20 protein-coding genes, 11 tRNA genes and 1 rRNA gene are annotated in these 17,018 nt (G+C 43.3%); 29 read left to right on the top strand and 3 right to left on the bottom strand.

Annotated elements, in window-relative coordinates:
• The first annotated feature begins 145 nt into the window (after positions 1–145).
• On the top strand, positions 146–625 hold the full coding sequence (locus DFO72_RS25210) for a PH domain-containing protein (protein ID WP_113885023.1): 480 nt from the start codon (positions 146–148) through the stop codon (positions 623–625).
• On the top strand, positions 612–2,081 hold the full coding sequence (locus DFO72_RS25205) for a PH domain-containing protein (protein WP_309472979.1): 1,470 nt from the start codon (positions 612–614) through the stop codon (positions 2,079–2,081). The genes DFO72_RS25210 and DFO72_RS25205 overlap by 14 nt, the downstream gene beginning before the upstream one ends.
• Before the next feature lie 291 nt (positions 2,082–2,372).
• Here the strand turns inward: DFO72_RS25205 and DFO72_RS25200 are convergent, their stop codons facing one another.
• On the bottom strand, positions 2,373–3,098 hold the full coding sequence (locus tag DFO72_RS25200) for a rhomboid family intramembrane serine protease (protein WP_113885021.1): 726 nt from the start codon (positions 3,096–3,098) through the stop codon (positions 2,373–2,375).
• Positions 3,099–3,262: 164 nt separating this feature from the next.
• On the opposite strand from DFO72_RS25200, the gene acpS reads away from it, so the two are divergent.
• The 3 genes from acpS (at position 3,263) to alr (ending at position 6,101) form a co-directional block, all read left to right on the top strand.
• On the top strand, positions 3,263–3,616 hold the full coding sequence (acpS, locus tag DFO72_RS25195) for a holo-ACP synthase (RefSeq protein WP_113885020.1): 354 nt from the start codon (positions 3,263–3,265) through the stop codon (positions 3,614–3,616).
• Positions 3,617–3,761: 145 nt separating this feature from the next.
• Positions 3,762–4,775, top strand: coding sequence for an outer membrane lipoprotein carrier protein LolA (locus DFO72_RS25190; RefSeq protein ID WP_113885019.1), 1,014 nt, complete (start codon positions 3,762–3,764; stop codon positions 4,773–4,775).
• Positions 4,776–4,943: 168 nt separating this feature from the next.
• A complete protein-coding gene (alr, locus tag DFO72_RS25185; protein ID WP_113885018.1) occupies positions 4,944–6,101 on the top strand; it encodes an alanine racemase in 1,158 nt (385 codons plus the stop codon).
• An 11-nt stretch (positions 6,102–6,112) separates the two neighbouring features.
• On the opposite strand, the gene DFO72_RS29725 is transcribed toward alr, so the two are convergent.
• Entirely contained in the window at positions 6,113–6,286 is a 174-nt protein-coding gene (locus DFO72_RS29725) for a hypothetical protein (protein ID WP_166672557.1), read from the bottom strand.
• 315 nt (positions 6,287–6,601) lie between these two features.
• Between DFO72_RS29725 and DFO72_RS25180 the strand changes: the two genes are divergently transcribed.
• The 11 genes from DFO72_RS25180 to DFO72_RS25130 all read left to right on the top strand — a co-directional run bounded on the left by DFO72_RS25180 (position 6,602) and on the right by DFO72_RS25130 (position 14,714).
• Positions 6,602–6,883 (top strand): CopG family ribbon-helix-helix protein, encoded by a 282-nt coding sequence (locus DFO72_RS25180; protein WP_026041666.1) that lies wholly within the window; start codon positions 6,602–6,604, stop codon positions 6,881–6,883.
• 4 nt (positions 6,884–6,887) lie between these two features.
• Complete coding sequence (gene ndoA / locus DFO72_RS25175) at positions 6,888–7,238, top strand: type II toxin-antitoxin system endoribonuclease NdoA (protein ID WP_009336311.1); 351 nt, start codon at positions 6,888–6,890, stop codon at positions 7,236–7,238.
• A gap of 383 nt (positions 7,239–7,621) precedes the next feature.
• Positions 7,622–8,455 (top strand): RsbT co-antagonist protein RsbRA, encoded by an 834-nt coding sequence (locus DFO72_RS25170; RefSeq protein WP_113885017.1) that lies wholly within the window; start codon positions 7,622–7,624, stop codon positions 8,453–8,455.
• Complete coding sequence (locus DFO72_RS25165) at positions 8,452–8,814, top strand: STAS domain-containing protein (protein WP_009336309.1); 363 nt, start codon at positions 8,452–8,454, stop codon at positions 8,812–8,814. Before DFO72_RS25170 ends, DFO72_RS25165 begins: the two co-directional genes overlap by 4 nt.
• A 4-nt stretch (positions 8,815–8,818) precedes the next feature.
• Positions 8,819–9,220 carry an anti-sigma regulatory factor gene (locus DFO72_RS25160; RefSeq protein ID WP_113885016.1) on the top strand — a complete coding sequence of 134 codons (402 nt, stop codon included), beginning with the start codon at positions 8,819–8,821 and terminating at the stop codon, positions 9,218–9,220.
• Between the two features lie 11 nt (positions 9,221–9,231).
• Positions 9,232–10,242: a PP2C family protein-serine/threonine phosphatase gene (locus DFO72_RS25155; protein ID WP_113885015.1), complete on the top strand. Its 1,011-nt coding sequence runs from the start codon at positions 9,232–9,234 to the stop codon at positions 10,240–10,242.
• A gap of 60 nt (positions 10,243–10,302) precedes the next feature.
• On the top strand, positions 10,303–10,635 hold the full coding sequence (locus tag DFO72_RS25150; RefSeq protein ID WP_113885014.1) for an anti-sigma factor antagonist: 333 nt from the start codon (positions 10,303–10,305) through the stop codon (positions 10,633–10,635).
• Positions 10,632–11,105, top strand: coding sequence for an anti-sigma B factor RsbW (gene rsbW, locus DFO72_RS25145; RefSeq protein ID WP_009336304.1), 474 nt, complete (start codon positions 10,632–10,634; stop codon positions 11,103–11,105). Before DFO72_RS25150 ends, rsbW begins: the two co-directional genes overlap by 4 nt.
• Complete coding sequence (gene sigB / locus DFO72_RS25140) at positions 11,083–11,877, top strand: RNA polymerase sigma factor SigB (RefSeq protein WP_113885013.1); 795 nt, start codon at positions 11,083–11,085, stop codon at positions 11,875–11,877. Before rsbW ends, sigB begins: the two co-directional genes overlap by 23 nt.
• Positions 11,874–12,470, top strand: coding sequence for a PP2C family serine/threonine-protein phosphatase (locus tag DFO72_RS25135; protein WP_113885012.1), 597 nt, complete (start codon positions 11,874–11,876; stop codon positions 12,468–12,470). Before sigB ends, DFO72_RS25135 begins: the two co-directional genes overlap by 4 nt.
• Before the next feature lie 63 nt (positions 12,471–12,533).
• Positions 12,534–14,714, top strand: a complete 2,181-nt coding sequence (locus DFO72_RS25130; RefSeq protein ID WP_181782404.1) for a Tex family protein — start codon at positions 12,534–12,536, stop codon at positions 14,712–14,714.
• Between the two features lie 160 nt (positions 14,715–14,874).
• Here the strand turns inward: DFO72_RS25130 and cmpA are convergent, their stop codons facing one another.
• Complete coding sequence (gene cmpA, locus DFO72_RS25125; RefSeq protein ID WP_009336300.1) at positions 14,875–14,988, bottom strand: cortex morphogenetic protein CmpA; 114 nt, start codon at positions 14,986–14,988, stop codon at positions 14,875–14,877.
• Positions 14,989–15,123: 135 nt separating this feature from the next.
• Here cmpA and DFO72_RS25120 point away from each other — a divergent pair, with 135 nt between their 5' ends.
• From DFO72_RS25120 to DFO72_RS25060, 13 genes are all read left to right on the top strand, one after another.
• On the top strand, positions 15,124–15,597 hold the full coding sequence (locus DFO72_RS25120; RefSeq protein ID WP_113885010.1) for a SprT family protein: 474 nt from the start codon (positions 15,124–15,126) through the stop codon (positions 15,595–15,597).
• Positions 15,598–15,750: 153 nt separating this feature from the next.
• Positions 15,751–15,825, top strand: a tRNA-Asn gene (locus DFO72_RS25115).
• 5 nt (positions 15,826–15,830) lie between these two features.
• Positions 15,831–15,921 (top strand) — tRNA-Ser (locus DFO72_RS25110).
• A gap of 15 nt (positions 15,922–15,936) precedes the next feature.
• A tRNA-Glu gene (locus tag DFO72_RS25105) sits at positions 15,937–16,008 on the top strand.
• Between the two features lie 31 nt (positions 16,009–16,039).
• A tRNA-Asp gene (locus DFO72_RS25100) sits at positions 16,040–16,115 on the top strand.
• An 8-nt stretch (positions 16,116–16,123) separates the two neighbouring features.
• A tRNA-Gln gene (locus DFO72_RS25095) sits at positions 16,124–16,198 on the top strand.
• A gap of 8 nt (positions 16,199–16,206) precedes the next feature.
• Positions 16,207–16,282, top strand: a tRNA-Lys gene (locus DFO72_RS25090).
• Between the two features lie 15 nt (positions 16,283–16,297).
• Positions 16,298–16,382 (top strand) — tRNA-Leu (locus DFO72_RS25085).
• A gap of 59 nt (positions 16,383–16,441) precedes the next feature.
• Positions 16,442–16,527, top strand: a tRNA-Leu gene (locus DFO72_RS25080).
• A gap of 60 nt (positions 16,528–16,587) precedes the next feature.
• Positions 16,588–16,664: transfer RNA gene (locus DFO72_RS25075), tRNA-Arg, on the top strand.
• Between the two features lie 5 nt (positions 16,665–16,669).
• Positions 16,670–16,746 (top strand) — tRNA-Pro (locus DFO72_RS25070).
• Between the two features lie 21 nt (positions 16,747–16,767).
• A tRNA-Gly gene (locus tag DFO72_RS25065) sits at positions 16,768–16,841 on the top strand.
• Between the two features lie 98 nt (positions 16,842–16,939).
• Positions 16,940–17,018, top strand: a 16S ribosomal RNA gene (locus DFO72_RS25060); the annotation flags it as partial.

Below are 17,018 nucleotides of genomic sequence, written 5' to 3'. Positions count from 1 at the left end.
GGGAGACACTTCTTTTTTCTGTCATGTATACTTATAGAAGTGAAAAGAGCTGTCAACGCACCATGTGCGAATGAGGTTCTGAGCGATGAACTGACTCTGGGCGTGTTTGAATGACTATTAATATTGGTATTGCGGGGGGTACTGCATGATTACAGAGCCGCATAAAAGGTTACCGGCAAGGGGGCTGCTTGCATGGAGAATCTCCGGCACAGTCCACTCTGTTTTTCCTTTTGTGTTATCAGGGGGAGCAATTGCTGCTGCTTTCCTGTTTAATTGGCCTATTTGGGTTATTGGAGCTTCCTTAATGTTTTATTCAGCTTATGCTTACCTAGTCATCATGACTTTCCCCTCTTTAAGGTGGAAAAGATGGAGGTATGAGGTCCGGGAAAATGAAATAGAGCTTAAACACGGGATATTTGTTATTAAAAGGACCCTTGTTCCCATGATCCGGGTGCAGCATGTGGATACCAGGCAAGGGCCGATATTGCGTAAATATCGTCTTGCAACTGTAACCATCTCGACGGCTGCAACCGTTCATGAAATACCGGCCTTAGATGTGGATGAAGCGGAGGAACTGCGCTTTTTCATTTCCTTGCTGGCAAGGGCTGCAGATGATGATGTCTAATCCGAAACGGCTGCACCCAATATCAGCGGTAGCCAATTTCCTGAAACACCTAAAGGAAATGCTGGTGCCCTTTCTTGTTTTTGTCGTCTTTGGAAGCAGAGGAGGAAATGGGGAAATTGTTCAGCTTGTCCTGTCTTTAGGGGTCATAATCGCAGTATTTATGATAGGGATCCTTACCTGGTGGAGATATACTTTTAGACTGGAAGAAGGCGAGCTTCGAATCGAGTATGGTGTTCTGATAAGGAAGAAGAGGTATATTCCGCTTGAAAGAATTCAAAGTCTCGACTTATCGGAAGGTTTGCTGCAAAGGCCTTTTGGCCTTGTGAAGATGAAGGTGGAGACAGCAGGTTCAAGCGGTGCTGGTGAGGCAGAAGCGGTATTGACGGCTATTTCTAAAAAAGATGCAGCGGTCATTCAACAGGCATTTTCAGCAGCTAAAAAGAATCCTTCCGAAATGGAAACCACATTTCAGAACCGGGAAGTGATTTTTAAAATTTCACCTGGCGAGCTGCTCCTTCTGGCATCGACTTCAGGCGGGGCAGGTGTTGTTATTTCGGCGGTTTTTGCTTTTGTTTTTCAATTTGAAGAAATTATTCCGTATGAAAAAGTGTTTGCAGGGCTAGAGGGATTTATTGCCAACGGAATTATATTTGTGAGTATCCTGGTCTTCATTGTCTTTTTTATTGCCTGGCTTATTGCTCTTATTGGCAGTATGCTAAAATATGCCGATTTTACTTTAATAAAGACTGATAAGGAATTAATTGTCACAAGAGGTCTGCTGGAAAAGAGGCAGATGACGATTCCGCTGAATCGCATCCAGGCAATTCAGTTCAGGGAAAATCTGCTTAGACAGCCACTTGGCCTGGCGACTGTTTATATTGAAAGTGCAGGAGGTTCCATTGAGGACAATGAAAGCGCCCGTCTTATGATTCTGCCGATTGTGAAAAAAACACGGATTGCCGGTCTGTTAAAGCCCCACTTGTCCCACTATGAACTGCAGCCCGGATTTTTTAATGCTCCAAAAAGGGCGCTTAACCGCTATTTATGGAGAGGGTTTCTGTGGGTACTGCCTTTTGTGGCTGTGCCGCTCCTCTTTTTCAGACCATGGGGATACTTTTCTTTAGTGGTGCTGATCCTTTCATTGGGATGGTCATATCTCAAATACAGGGATGCAGGCTGGGATATCAGTTCTCAGCAGCTTGCTCTCAGATATCGGGGGATTGTAAGGACTACTGTCTTTATGAAAAGAAATCGAATACAGTCCCTCACCATGAGCGAAAGTTATTTTCAGAAAAAGCGCAGCCTGGCTACCATAGAAGCTGTAGCCATGTCAGGGATTGGGGGGACAGGCGGAACGGTTCCTGATCTTGACCGGAAAGAAGTGTATGCTATTTATAAGTGGTACTCTTATACTGGATTAAACAGAAGTAATTTGAAAAAGGAAAAGCGCACATGAGCGCTTTTTTTGTTGTATAAGAAACTATAAAGTGGATCAATGTGAAACTCTATGGAAAGGCTGTCTGCATCCAGCCACAGTGCCTAGCCACCCGGGGCATACTCCAAATCACTCCAGAAATCAGGACAAGGAACTCTTTGGCAGAGATGCATCGCGGGTCCAAACTTGCTTTGAGGTTTCCTGCGTGATGCCTTATGCCTGCAGGACTTGCTGGCTTCAAGTTTGCCGCAGGGCGTGGCGGTTTTTAGTTGGAGTTCACCTGATCAAGGCACTCCTGCTTTTGGGCTGGGATTATCTGGATAAAATCCCCAAGACAGCCAAAATGATAATGACTCCCCAGAGAACAAGCCTTGATGCAGGCACACCTTTTAATGAAGGCCTGATGCCGGAAAGACCCCCGGGCCGAATTATGCTGGATGAAGAAGATGTACGGCCTTTGGCAAGTGATGCCGCACCAATCAGGAAACCTGCAAGCAGGCCGAATAAATGGGCAGTAACATTAATGTTTGGCTGCAGAAAGGTCATGATTACGCCGATTATCGTAATAGTCAGTATGATTTGTGAGTTTTCCCTGGATAAAAGTTCTTTTCGGAATACGATGATTGCCGCAAAGTATCCGAACAGGCCAAAGATCGCACCACTGGCGCCCACATGAATATATGTCAATGGTTCAAGAAGCAGTGTTGCAATATTTGCTGCTGCACCAGCAGTGATGTAAAGCAGAATGAATCTGGTTTTTCCTAGCAATCGTTCCAGTGCAGGGCCGAAGAGAACGAGAGAAAAGCTGTTGAATAATACATGGGGGAAACCGCTGTGCAGTATGATTGGGCTCAGCAGCCGCCAGTATTCACCCTGAACAATATATAAATTGACGCCTGCAAGCTTTTCGAAAATAAGTGTATTTGGAAATAGGGGAATGACTGTTAATAGATAGATGATCATATGGATACAAATGATAGCAGAAACAACAGGGTAGTAGCGGATAAATTCCTTAAAGCTTTCCGTTCTTGTAAACATGGCTCTCCTCCGTGCTTGAATTGTTGGACCGTGTATCTACATCATAGCCTGAAAAGCGGTTTTTCAGCATGTGATAGCACTTATTCACTTGATAATGTGTACATAATACTGCTTCTACTGTATTCTTTATGCAGCGAATAATATAAATAGAAGGAAGATGAGAGATGATTTCCGGTATTGGAATTGATATTGCAGAGCTGGAGCGCATACGAAAAATTATTGCCAGGCAGGAGCGGTTTCCTGAACGGATTTTGACATCCAAAGAGCTGGATGGCTATCGCTGCTTGACGGAAAAGAGACGGGCTGAATATCTTGCCGGGAGGTTCGCGGCAAAAGAAGCTTTTTCAAAGGCATGGGGCACAGGGATTGGGGAAGAACTTTCCTTTCAGGATATTGAAATTGAAAAGGATGAAAAGGGAAAGCCTTATATTTCGAAGCCATTTAAAGATGGGATACACTTGTCGATTTCCCATAGCAGAGAATATGCGGTGGCTCAGGTGGTTATAGAAAAAGCTTGATATTTGGCATGCTGAAGAATTTCAAAAGCTTGTCATTCCTTCTAGCATATTCCCTAAGGTTGTCTCATATATTCATAATGCGATAGGAGAGACAGGCCGGAAGTTTGGGCCGATCTCACTGAAATGAGACAAAGGGGCTGAAGGAATGAAGAAAAAGTGGTTCATGCTGCTTGCCGGGCTTTTGGTAGTTCTTGCATTGTCTGCCTGTGGGACTAAATCACAGGAAGACGTCGTAAAGGATCTTAACAATAAGCTTGAAGACGTTAAAGGATACAAGGCGGAGGCCAAGATGACTCTGCAGATGGGGACTGACCCGCAAACCTACGAAATAGAAGTATGGCATAAGGAGCCTGACTTTTACCGGGTGAACCTGAAAAACGCGCAAAAGGAACAAAGCCAAATGATTCTGCGTAACGATGACGGTGTATTTGTCCTCACTCCTGCGCTGAACAAGAGCTTCCGTTTCCAGAGCGATTGGCCGCAGAACAGCAGCCAGGCTTATTTATATGAATCATTAGTCAAGGACATTATGGAGGATAAAGAAGCAAAGTTCTCCGCTACAAAAGATCATTATGTGTTTGAAACAAAAACACGCTATCAAAATAATCAGATGCTTCCTGTCCAGGAAATCAAGCTCAAGAAGTCCGATTTATCCCCAGTCAGTGTGAAGGTTATGGATCCTGATAAAAATGCACTTGTAACAGTAGAATTTTCAAATGTAAAGTTTAATGCCAGCTTCGATAAGAAAGATTTTGACATGCAAAAGAACATGACGGGCGCCCAGCTCGAAGTGCCGGTGATGGCTGAGGTGGAGGATCAGGAATTCGCTGTAAAATATCCGCAGATGGATATGGCTGATGTAAAGCTGGTTGATGAGCAGGAAGTTAAAACAGAAGATGGCAAGCGTGTTGTATTGACGTACGATGGAGAAAAATCCTTCACTCTTGTGCAGGAAAAGGCCGCTGTCATGCCGACATCATCCGTCGTTACTTCAGTGAAAGGCGAGCCTGTTGACCTTGGCTTTACTATAGGTGCACTTTCTGACAACACCATTTCCTGGACCTACCAGGGTGTGGATTATATGATTGCTTCCAATGATTTATCACCTGAAGAAATGTCCGAAATTGCCCGCACTGTACAGGGAGAAATGGTGAAATAAATCACCGGAAAAAAGCAGGTCCCAGAAGGGGGCCTGTTTTTTTATGCTGCCGGCATAGGAATCAGCTTTCAAAGCCTTTTGATAAAAAATAACCATTTGACAAATCCTCTGCCCGAGTTTGATAATCGACATGTAGAGAAGCAATGGCTAAAGGACGTGAATGCATCGATGAATGAACAAACAAAAATGTACCGGGACACTTGGGCAGAGATAAATCTGGATCATATTTCATATAATGTAGAGTCAATGAAAAAACATGCAGAAGAAGGAACAAACGTCATTGCGGTTGTGAAGGCAAATGGGTATGGGCATGGAGATGCTGCTGTGGCAGAAGCGGCCCTGCAGGCGGGCGCATCCTCTCTGGCTGTTGCCACCCTGGATGAGGCGATGGCATTGAGAAATAAAAAGATTGCAGCGCCGATTTTAGTAATGGGAGCGAGCCGCCCGGAGCATGCAGGCGAAGCAGCGGCAAAGAATATTGCCCTGACCGTTTTTCAAAAGGAGTGGCTATCACAGGCATACGAATATGTGGAAGATGGAGAAGTCCTGAATATTCATTTAAAGTTTGATACAGGCATGGGACGCCTGGGGATTCGAAGCCGTGATGAGCTTGCGGGAATTGAGAGCGTTATCAAAAAGGACAAGCGTTTTCTGCTTGAAGGGGTGTTTACGCATTTCGCCACAGCGGATTCATTGGAGAATGCTTATTTTGAAAAACAGTTGAGCAGATTTGAGGAAATGACCAGCTGGCTGGAGATTTTGCCGAAGTACATCCATACCAGCAACAGCGCTGCGGGTCTTAGATTTCCCAAAGCCCACTTCAATGCTGTCAGAATGGGGATCAGTATGTACGGCCTGGCTCCTTCCATGGAAATTAAGCCAGACCTTCCTTTCCAGCTGAAAGAAGCTTTTTCTCTCCATACCTCTATTGTTCATGTGAAAAAGCTTCATAAAGGCGAGAAAGTCAGCTATGGTGCGACTTATGAGGCACAAGAAGATGAATGGATTGCAACTTTGCCGATTGGCTATGCTGACGGCTGGATACGAAAACTTCAGGGGCAGGAGGTTCTTGCTGAAGGATTGAGAGTTCCAATTGTTGGAAGAGTTTGTATGGATCAATGCATGATTAAGCTTCCGCATGAAATGCCAGTCGGTACAAAAGTAACCCTGATCGGCGAGCAGGGGAAAGAAAAGATTCCGGTTGATGAAATAGCCGAAAAACTTGAAACCATCAACTATGAAGTAACCTGCATGGTATCTTCCCGGGTTCCGCGCATATATAAAAGAGATGGTAAAATTATCGGGGGAATTAATTATCTGTTATAATCGTAAAAACTTTATTTGCTGCCCAGCTGAGCTATCGTCCGGAAAAAGGGATGGAATAAGCGCGGCGGCTTTCTGAAACGATAAGAATGATGAATTCTGAAGTTAGTTAACTGTCTAGCTTCAGCGCCTACCCCCTCGAGGTCACAAGCTTGTCTTGTTTCGGCACCTAGGTGTACTCGAGACATAAGCCAATCCCTTCCAGAAGGAAAGAACACCTTCTTGCAGGGCTCGTCTTATGCTTGTCGTCCCTGAGCAGTCGCCGCCACATTTCGGGCATTCCTCCCAAAAAGGCAAAGAACGCTTTTCTGTGAGGCACGTCTTGTGCTTGTCGGGGGTGAACAAGGCGCTTCCGCTTTTCTGAAATCATGCATAAAATACTATTTTTTTGGACGATAATACAGAAGAATTAAAGAATCCCCTTTGCATTGGGCTTTATTAATGGTAATATTGAAAATGGTAGATATAAAAATGGTGTGTAGTGATGGTGGAGGTGTATGTTTGTGTCTGATTCCAGCACAACAACAGAGATAATGGTGAAGTTACCGCAGCATCTTTTAACCGAGTTAGACGGATTTGCAAAACAGGAAAACGTTAACCGGAGCGAATTCATTTATCAGGCAACCAAAATGTATTTGCGCGAACGCAAAAAGAGACAAATTCGCGAGTCCATGAGACGAGGCTACATGGAGATGGCGAAAATAAATTTGACGATTGCATCTGAAGCATTTCAAGCGGAATACGAGGCAGAACACACAGTTGAACGTCTAGTAAGCGGAGGATAATCCCTTGATTGTCAAACGTGGTGACGTTTATTTTGCAGACCTATCCCCAGTTGTTGGTTCAGAACAAGGCGGCGTCCGTCCAGTGCTTGTCATCCAAAACGACATCGGGAATCGGTTTAGTCCCACAGTAATTGTTGCAGCAATCACAGCTCAGATTCAAAAAGCGAAGCTGCCTACTCACGTTGAAATTGATGCGAAGCGTTATGGTTTTGAAAGGGATTCGGTCATCTTATTAGAACAGATTCGTACAATTGATAAACAACGCTTAACCGATAAAATAACCCATCTCGATGACGAAATGATGGAAAAAGTGGATGAAGCCGTGCAAATCAGCTTAGGCCTCATCGAATTTTAACAAACGCTCTTTTGAAGGGCGTTTTTTATTTTTTTATACAGCAAAAAGGTTTAGTTTCTTATAAAGAGGGTAAAAAAGAGAGTCGTTTATTATATAAAATTGACTGGTTTTGTAAATATACCCGTTTCATATAGAGCATACACTTCAAAATTCGATGTGAATCCGCTGAGTTATGAAGGTAAAAAAGGGATTTAATTATAAATTGTCGAATTAACCAAAGATTGGAGTTTATTCATTCGGCATCATATAGGTATCATTTGACTGGCATTCACTGATATCATTTAATTGATATATACGGGACAGGAAGATTTTTTTATCCTTCTGTACAATAAAGGGGAATTGGAAGGCTAATAATAGATATATGCTAAAATAGGGAGGAACAAATGAATTCCACAATATTGAATTATATACAAAACAACAAAGATTCCATATTCAATGAGTGGCTTGATGCCACAAAGGAAAATGCGGATGAAAGAGTTACAAAGGTAGTATCTGATCAGGTATTTATCGGGACAAGCCGGGAATTCATTGACCTGATTATTTCAAATATAAAAAGTTCAAATGAGGAATTCACTTCAAAATTGAGTGATTTCTCTGAGAAAATCGTACGGTTGGGCTGGCCGCTAAGTTTTGTGACAAAAGGTCTCCAAACCTTCGGGAAAATTGTGTTTGAGGACATGCAGGAAACGGGGATTGTCACCCAGGAAAACCAAATGAAAGTCATTTACGAGTTTGACAGCTGGATGACTCCCATGGTCAATGAAGTGGTAAATATGTATTCAAGCACTTGGGAAAGAACTGTTTCCCTTCAAAAAATTGCGCTTCAGGAACTTTCTGCGCCGCTTATTCCTGTATTCGAAGGAATTACAGTCATGCCTCTTGTTGGTACAATTGATACGGAGCGGGCGAAGCAGATTATGGAGAACCTTTTAAATGGAGTAGTAAAACACCGTTCAGAAGTGGTGCTTATTGATATAACAGGTGTGCCGGTTGTTGATACGATGGTAGCCCATCATATCATACAGGCAGCTGATGCTGTAAGGCTTGTCGGAGCGAAATGCATGCTTGTAGGCATCCGTCCGGAAATTGCCCAAACCATTGTAAACTTGGGAATTGATTTAAATCAGTTTACTACAAAGAATACCTTGAAAAAGGGTGTAGAAGCGGCGCTTGAGTTAACCAGCCGCAAAATTGTTAATGTGGAGGGAGTGGAATGAGAGTGAGAATCCCAATTTTAAAACTGAACGATTGCCTATTAGTCTCCATCCAGTGGGAATTGGATGACCAGACTGCTCTGCAGTTTCAGGAGGATCTGCTCCATAAAATCCATGAGACCAGCGCAAATGGAGTTGTGATTGATTTAACATCCATTGACTTTATTGATTCATTCATCGCAAAAGTTCTCGGCGACGTAATAAATATGTCCAAACTGATGGGTGCAAAAGTAGTCATAACCGGGATACAGCCTGCCGTAGCCATTACGCTTATTGAGTTAGGTATTGGGTTAGATGATGTCCTTACTGCATTAGATCTAGAAAAAGGTTTGGAGAAATTACAACAGGAATTGGGGGAGTAACTGTATGGAAAACCAATCCTGCGTTAAAATCATAAACGAATGGGACATCGTTGCAGCCCGCCAGCTTGGGCGGAATGTTGCTAAAGAGCTTGGTTTTGGTACAGTTGACCAGGCTAGAATCACTACAGCCATTAGTGAACTTGCCCGGAATATATATTTATACGCCGGACAGGGGCAAGTCTGTATTGAAAAAATATACGACGGCGGAAAAGCGGGATTGCGTATAGTTGCGGTAGACAGCGGCCCTGGAATCAATGATTTACGCCAAGTAATGGAAGACGGATTCTCGACATCAGGGGGATTAGGAGCCGGCCTGCCGGGTGTGAAGCGGTTAATGGATGAGTTCTTAATTGACTCCAATCCTGGAACCGGAACAGATATAAAAGCAACTAAGTGGCTTCGTTAGGGGGAAGCAGTATGGATTTCCGAGAAATGATGGAATCAAAGTATCGGGATATTCTTGAGAATTATATTAAAGAACAATCTGAACAGGCTTTGTATCAAGGCCAGAAGTTCAGCAGGAAGTCGATCGAGCACAAAATCTCTCCTGAAGAGATTATCAGCGTTCATAAAAGTCTGATGGGTGAACTTTATCCGGACTTGCCTGAGTATGTTCACCATTCTTTTGATATCCTTCTGGAAGTCATGATAGGCTATGGGTTTGCCTATCGGGAACATCAGAACTTAAAGCATATTCAGCAGGAACTCAGGACAGAAATGGAGATAGCTGCGAACGTCCAGCAAACCCTGCTTGGGACGCAGGTTCCTTCTGTAGAAGGTTTGGATATTGGTGCCATAAGTGTACCTGCCAAACATATGAACGGTGATTATTTCCACTTTGTTCAGGATGAAAACAGCACGATCAGCATTGCGGTTGCTGATGTCATTGGTAAAGGTCTTCCGGCAGCCTTGTGTATGTCCATGATTAAATATGCCATGGACAGTTTGCCTGAAAACCGCAATGACCCTAAAACCGTCCTGGAAAATCTGAATCGGGTCGTAGAACAGAACGTAGATTTAACGATGTTCATTACTATGTTTTATGGAATATATGATACGAACAGCCATATGTTCTCTTATGGTTCTGCCGGACACGAACCAGGACTTTTCTTTGTGGCTGAGACAGGTGAATTTACCGAACTGGCAGCGAAAGGCCTGCTCCTCGGCATTGATAAAAAAACAAAATACCGCCAGTACGAAAAAGGAGTAAATCCCGGAGATATGATTATATTAATGTCAGATGGGGTTACTGAATGCCGTACAGAAGAAGGGTTTATAGAAAAGGAATCATTGCTGGAATTAATCAAGAAATACATTCATTTAAGTGCACAGGAAATTGTTAATAGCGTATATAAAGAACTTGAAAAACTTCAGCATTTTCAATTGCGGGACGATTTTACCTTAATTATTTTAAAAAGAAATGTTTAACGGGTTTTAAGAACGGGTAAGTAGTAAAAAGCAGTTGACATGTAAAGAGGTGGGTCAGTTATGAATATTACAATAGATGTAAAAGAAAATGATATGATGATTGAGGCAATGGTAAGCGGAGAAATTGATGCGTACACAGCACCTAAACTCCGTGAAGAACTTTTTCCTTTAACAGAAAAAGAAGGCGTGGAAATGGTGGTCAACCTATCTGAAGTCTCTTATATGGATAGTACCGGCTTAGGTGTATTTGTTGGTGTATTTAAAAATGTCCGTGCCAATAACGGCAAATTCCAGATTGTTGGCTTATCGGACCGTTTAAAGAGACTTTTCGAAATTACAGGCCTAGCCGATATTATCGATATTAACAGCGGGATTGAAGGTGGAGTACAATGAACGAGCCATTTGATTATATTGAGGTGAAAATTCCGGCCAAGCCGGAATTTGTTGGAGTAATCCGCCTGACGCTATCAGGGATTGCCAGCAGAATGGGATTTGCATATGAAGAAATTGAGGATCTTAAAATCGCCACAAGTGAAGCTTGCACCAATGCAGTCCAACACGCATACAAGCAGAATGAGCAAGGGGAAGTAGTCATCGGGTTCGGTTTATACACTGACCGTCTTGAAGTAATGGTCGCAGACAGCGGAAAAAGTTTTGACTTCCAATCTGCAAGACAAGGCATTGGACCATACGACCAGACTGATTCTGTGGAATTCCTGCGTGAAGGAGGCTTGGGTCTATACCTGATTGAAACATTGATGGATGAAGTAAGAATTCATCACAAAGAGGGTGTTACGGTCTTCATGACCAAATACCTAGAGGGAGAGCAGGTGGAGAGGGATGCAAAAACAATCTCAACCTAACCAAAAATCCAAAGAAGAAACAAATGCTTTAATCAAAGCCTACCAGCTTCACCAGGATGAAGAAGCTCAAAACGCCCTGGTACTTCAATATCAGAATTTAGTTGAAGCCATTGCCCGGAAGTACTCAAAGGGAAGATCTTATCATGAGGATATTGTCCAGGTGGGCATTATCGGCTTATTAGGGGCTATCCGCCGATATGATGAGTCTTTTGGCAAAACGTTTGAGGCCTTTGCAGTTCCTACGATTATCGGCGAAATTAAGCGCTTTTTAAGGGATAAAACCTGGAGCGTTCATGTTCCGCGCCGCATAAAGGAATTAGGCCCAAAAATTAAAGCGACCGTTGAAGAGCTGACAACAGAACTTCATAGGTCTCCAAGAGTGGACGAAATAGCCGATGTGCTTGGTGTATCTGAAGAGGAAGTGCTCGAAGCAATGGAAATGGGAAAAAGCTATCAGGCGCTTTCTGTTGACCATTCAATCGAGGCTGATTCTGATGGCGGAACAGTCACATTACTGGATATCGTCGGAAATGAAGACATGGGCTATGAAAAAGTAAATCAAATGCTTGTTCTTGAAAAAGTCCTGCATGTCCTGTCTGAGAGAGAGAAATTAATTATACAATACACATATCTTGAGAATATGAGCCAAAAAGAAGCTGGAGATAAACTGGGGATTTCCCAGATGCATGTCTCGAGACTTCAGCGCCGTGCAATCAAAAAGCTTCAGGAAGCGATCCACTCTGAAACAAATAACTCGGAGTGCCTTTCATGACCAAATTGGTTGGGGATAACATCGAAGTGATTGCTCACCAGACAGCTAAAGATGGCAAAGCTTTTTGCGGTGATGGATATTACTTCACTGCAACTGATGAATACTTTGTATGTGTGCTGGCAGATGGCCTTGGAAGCGGGGAATTCGCGTACGAAGCTTCTTCTGCTGTTGTTTCTGTCGTAGAGCAGCATCATGAGAAAGATGTAGATACGCTCATGAAGCTTTGCAACGATGTTCTTTTACAAAAAAGAGGAGCAGCAGTAGCACTGTTTAAAGTCCATTTTGCCTCCAGGGAATTTGTATACAGCTGTGTAGGGAATATTCGGTTTTTCCTGTATTCGTCTACTGGAAAACTCACCTATCCCCTGCCTGTAACTGGATATCTGTCAGGAAGGCCGCAGGTGTTTCATACCCAGCGGTTTACGTATGAAGCGGAATCTAAGTTTTTGATATACTCAGATGGCTTGAATATTCAAGGGGTTAAATCTTTGCTGAAAGCATTTCTCCCTATTGACCTTATCTCGGAAGATATAAAAAAGCAGTATCCATCTACTTCAGATGATGCTACTTTCATACTTGGAAGCTTACTCTAGAACAGGGTAAGCTTTTTGTTTTTCTTTTTGATAAAATGAAATGTGAGACTCTATGATGGAGGAATGATCTTGGAAAAAACATTGGATAGACAAAATCAAGTACTAAACCTAATCGCTGAAGAATTATCCATAGCCATTAAACAAGTAAAAAACACAATCAGCTTATTGGAAGAAGGGAACACAGTCCCGTTCATTGCCCGATACAGAAAAGAACAGACAGGTGCACTGGATGAAGTTCAAATTCGGGATATCATGGAGCGCTGGCAATACATACAAAATCTCAATCAGCGTAAAGAAGAGGTAGTCCGCTTAATTGAAGAACAGGGCAAGTTGACAGAAGAGCTAAAATCCAACATTGAAAAAGCGGTGAAGCTGCAGGAGGTAGAGGACTTATACCGGCCATACAAGCAAAAGCGCCGCACAAAAGCAACTGCAGCAAAGGAAAAAGGGCTTGAACCGTTTGCTGAATGGCTTCTCACCTTTCCCCTTAATGAAACCCCTGCTGAAAAGGCGAAAGAGTTCTTATCTGATGAAAACGAAGTAGCCACAACGGAAGAGGCAATTGCTGGAGCGAAAGATATTATCGCAGAATGGGCATCAGATGAAGCAGAAAGCAGAAAATGGATCCGTATGGAAACAGCCAAAAAGGGAACTATTGAGTCATCTGTGAAGAATAAAGAGATTGACGAAAAAGGCGTTTATGAAATGTACTACGAGTATGAGGAACCAGTGAGCAAGATTGTTCCACACCGCACACTTGCATTAAACCGCGGTGAAAAAGAAGAAGTTTTAAGGATTAACATTAAGCCAAATACCGAATTTATTTTAAAGTACTTGTATAAAAAGTGGGTAAAGGATGAACGCTCCCCTGCAGGGGCACTTGTAAAGGAAGCCATTGAAGATGGATACAAGCGTCTGATTATGCCTTCGATTGAACGTGAAATCCGCAATGAACTAACTGAAAAAGCAGAAGAACAGGCAATCATGATTTTTTCTGAAAATCTCAGAAAACTTCTGCTTCAGCCCCCGTTAAAAGGCAAGGTGGTACTGGGTGTAGACCCTGCCTACAGAACTGGCTGCAAGCTGGCTGTTGTAGATGAAACAGGAAAAGTACTTGATATCGGTGTCATATATCCGCATCCGCCTGTTTCCAAAACGAAACAAGCACGAGAGAAAGTAGTTCATATTCTAAACACATACAAAGTAGAAATGGTTGCCATCGGCAATGGAACCGCCTCAAGGGAAACCGAGCAGTTCATCGCTGACATTTTAAAGGACATGAAAGAGGAGATATTCTACCTAATTGTCAATGAAGCAGGGGCGAGCGTATATTCTGCCTCAGACCTGGCCAGAGAAGAGTTTCCTGATTTCCAGGTAGAAGAAAGAAGTGCCGTATCCATCGCCCGCCGCCTCCAGGATCCTCTTGCAGAATTGGTTAAGATTGATCCCAAGTCCGTGGGGGTTGGTCAATATCAGCATGACGTATCCCAGAAAAAGCTGACAGAATCACTCTCTTTTGTTGTAGAGACAGCGGTAAACCAAGTGGGTGTCAATGTAAATACAGCGTCATCTTCATTGCTGCAGCATGTAGCTGGCCTTTCAAAAACAGTTGCTGTGAATATAATCAAGAAACGGGAAGAAGAAGGGAAATTTACAGACCGCAAGCAGCTGAAAAAGATTCCGCGCCTTGGGGCCAAAACCTATGAACAGGCAATTGGCTTCCTGCGGATTATCGATGGGAAAGAATCTCTGGACCGGACTGGAATCCACCCGGAAACGTATGCAGTAGTAAATAAATTGCTTGCTAATCTCGGCTTTAAATCCAGTGACCTTGGAACACTATCATTAAGGGAAGCTCTAAAAGGCATAAATATCAGCCAGGCAGCCCGGGAGCTTGAAATTGGTGAACTTACACTGAGAGATATTATCGATGCCTTAATGAGACCTGAAAGGGATCCGCGTGATGAGCTGCCAAAGCCGCTGCTAAAGAAAGAAGTGCTGAAACTTGAAGATCTGCAGGAAGGGATGGAGCTTCAAGGGACAGTGAGAAATGTTGTCGACTTTGGTGCATTTGTTGATATCGGAGTCAAACAGGATGGCCTTGTTCATATATCCAAACTTAGCCGCCAATTTGTCAAACACCCGCTGGATGTCGTGTCCGTTGGGGATGTAGTAACGGTCTGGGTTGACTCTGTTGATAAGCACAAGGGAAGAGTTGCCTTAACTATGCTTGGGCCTAACTAAATTACATTCCTTTGTTTTGCTGGGTTAAAAAGCTAGTTCTTCGAGTCATAAGCCAAATCACGACGGAAATTAATATTTCTAGCGTGATTTGGCCTATGCTTGTAAGGTTTATAAAGGGCTGTAGCTGATTTAAGCGGGTATATCTCAGGCTCGCCATATTTTATGAGCAGTGTTTCTTCCTATAGAAAAACCAGCACTGATTCAGCAGTTTGATCTGATAGCGGTCCTTTTCATAAAAAGCACGCTGGATTTGATTTTGAAACCATACAGGCATCTGAATTACCTCCCGTGATTGGAATCTGATGATCGCTCCCTTGGGCAGCAAAGCGAGTTCAGAGCTATAAAAGGTATATATAATGTATGCTATAATAGGTTGTCATGTTTACGATAAGAGAGGAAAAACATTTTTATGAATGACCAGGAGCTTCAGACACTTGTTGAAAAGATATCTTTAGAAAGCTTTGGCAAGCCCTTTCGCCATCAGGCTTATTTTAATTCGCGCCTCAGGTCGACTGGCGGAAGATATATGCTGATATCACATCATGTTGAAATAAACAAAAAGTATTATGAGCAGCTTGGGGCCAAAGAATTAGAAGGAATTATTAAACATGAGCTATGTCATTATCATTTGCATTTAGAAGGAAAAGGATATAAACATCGCGATCAGGATTTCAGATTGCTAATGAAAAAAGTGGGAGCACCCCGATTTTGTTCGGCCTTGCCTGATCGTCCAAAAACAAATAGATCTGCTAAGATTCTTGTTTATATGTGTAAGGATTGCCGTCAAACTTATCAAAGAAAAAGAATAGTTGATACGAAGAAATATGTTTGCGGTAAATGCAAGGGGAAATTAGTTTTAAAAAAAGAATTGACATTAGATTAAGTTCACTTTATATTTAATAATTGTCGCAGGACAAAACAGGATAAACGGCTAATAAATTCTTCTAAAAACAAGCTTGACTTTTATAGCCTGCGTCCTTATAATATGAAGAGTCGATAAGATGTTAAGTGTTTTATCGATAAAGTTTATTATTATTCCGCAGTAGCTCAGTGGTAGAGCATTCGGCTGTTAACCGAACGGTCGCAGGTTCGAATCCTGCCTGCGGAGCCATATTTGGGGAAGTACTCAAGTGGCTGAAGAGGCGCCCCTGCTAAGGGTGTAGGTCGCGTAAGCGGCGCGAGGGTTCAAATCCCTCCTTCTCCGCCAGAAAATTCTCACAATGGCCCGTTGGTCAAGCGGTTAAGACACCGCCCTTTCACGGCGGTAACACGGGTTCGAATCCCGTACGGGTCACTTTTTTTGTTTCCGACGGTTTTATGTGGATGGTCCCGTGGTGTAGCGGTTAACATGCCTGCCTGTCACGCAGGAGATCGCGGGTTCGATTCCCGTCGGGACCGCCATTTGTTATTGGGCTATAGCCAAGCGGTAAGGCACCGGACTTTGACTCCGTCACTCGCAGGTTCGAATCCTGCTAGCCCAGCCATTTTTGATGAGCCATTAGCTCAGTCGGTAGAGCATCTGACTTTTAATCAGAGGGTCGAAGGTTCGAGTCCTTCATGGCTCACCATTTTAATTTCATATTGCGGGTGTGGCGGAATTGGCAGACGCACCAGACTTAGGATCTGGCGCCGCAAGGCGTGGGGGTTCGACTCCCTTCACCCGCACCATTAATTACCATTGAGATAAGTACTACGTTTTGGTATGATGTTACTTGTCGCTTCATTAAGCGGTCGTGGCGGAATGGCAGACGCGCTAGGTTGAGGGCCTAGTGGGGGCAACCCCGTGGAGGTTCAAGTCCTCTCGGCCGCACCAAAAAAGTTGTTGACATTTGAATTTCATGTTGATATAATATAAGAGTTGCTTTTAAAAGATGCGCCCGTAGCTCAATTGGATAGAGCGTTTGACTACGGATCAAAAGGTTAGGGGTTCGACTCCTCTCGGGCGCGCCATATTACGGGGAGTAGCTCAGCTTGGTAGAGCACTTGGTTTGGGACCAAGGGGTCGCAGGTTCGAATCCTGTCTTCCCGACCATTCGGGAAACGATAATTATATGCGGGTGTAGTTTAGTGGTAAAACCTCAGCCTTCCAAGCTGATGATGAGGGTTCGATTCCCTTCACCCGCTCCAAACTTACTGATTGATCTTTGAAAACTGAACGAACAAAAACGTCAACGTTAAATCATTAGTCTTTTTTGAAAAGACAACTTATGAGCTTAATCAACTCTTATATGGAGAGTTTGATCCTGGCTCAGGACGAACGCTGGCGGCGTGCCTAATACATGCAAGTCGAGCGGACAGATGGGA

Source organism: Cytobacillus oceanisediminis (genome assembly GCF_004366035.1).
Taxonomy (GTDB): Bacteria; Bacillota; Bacilli; order Bacillales; family Cytobacillaceae; genus Cytobacillus; species Cytobacillus oceanisediminis_C.
Note: the sequence above shows the minus strand (reverse complement) of the source record. Positions and strands in the feature narration are given on the sequence as shown.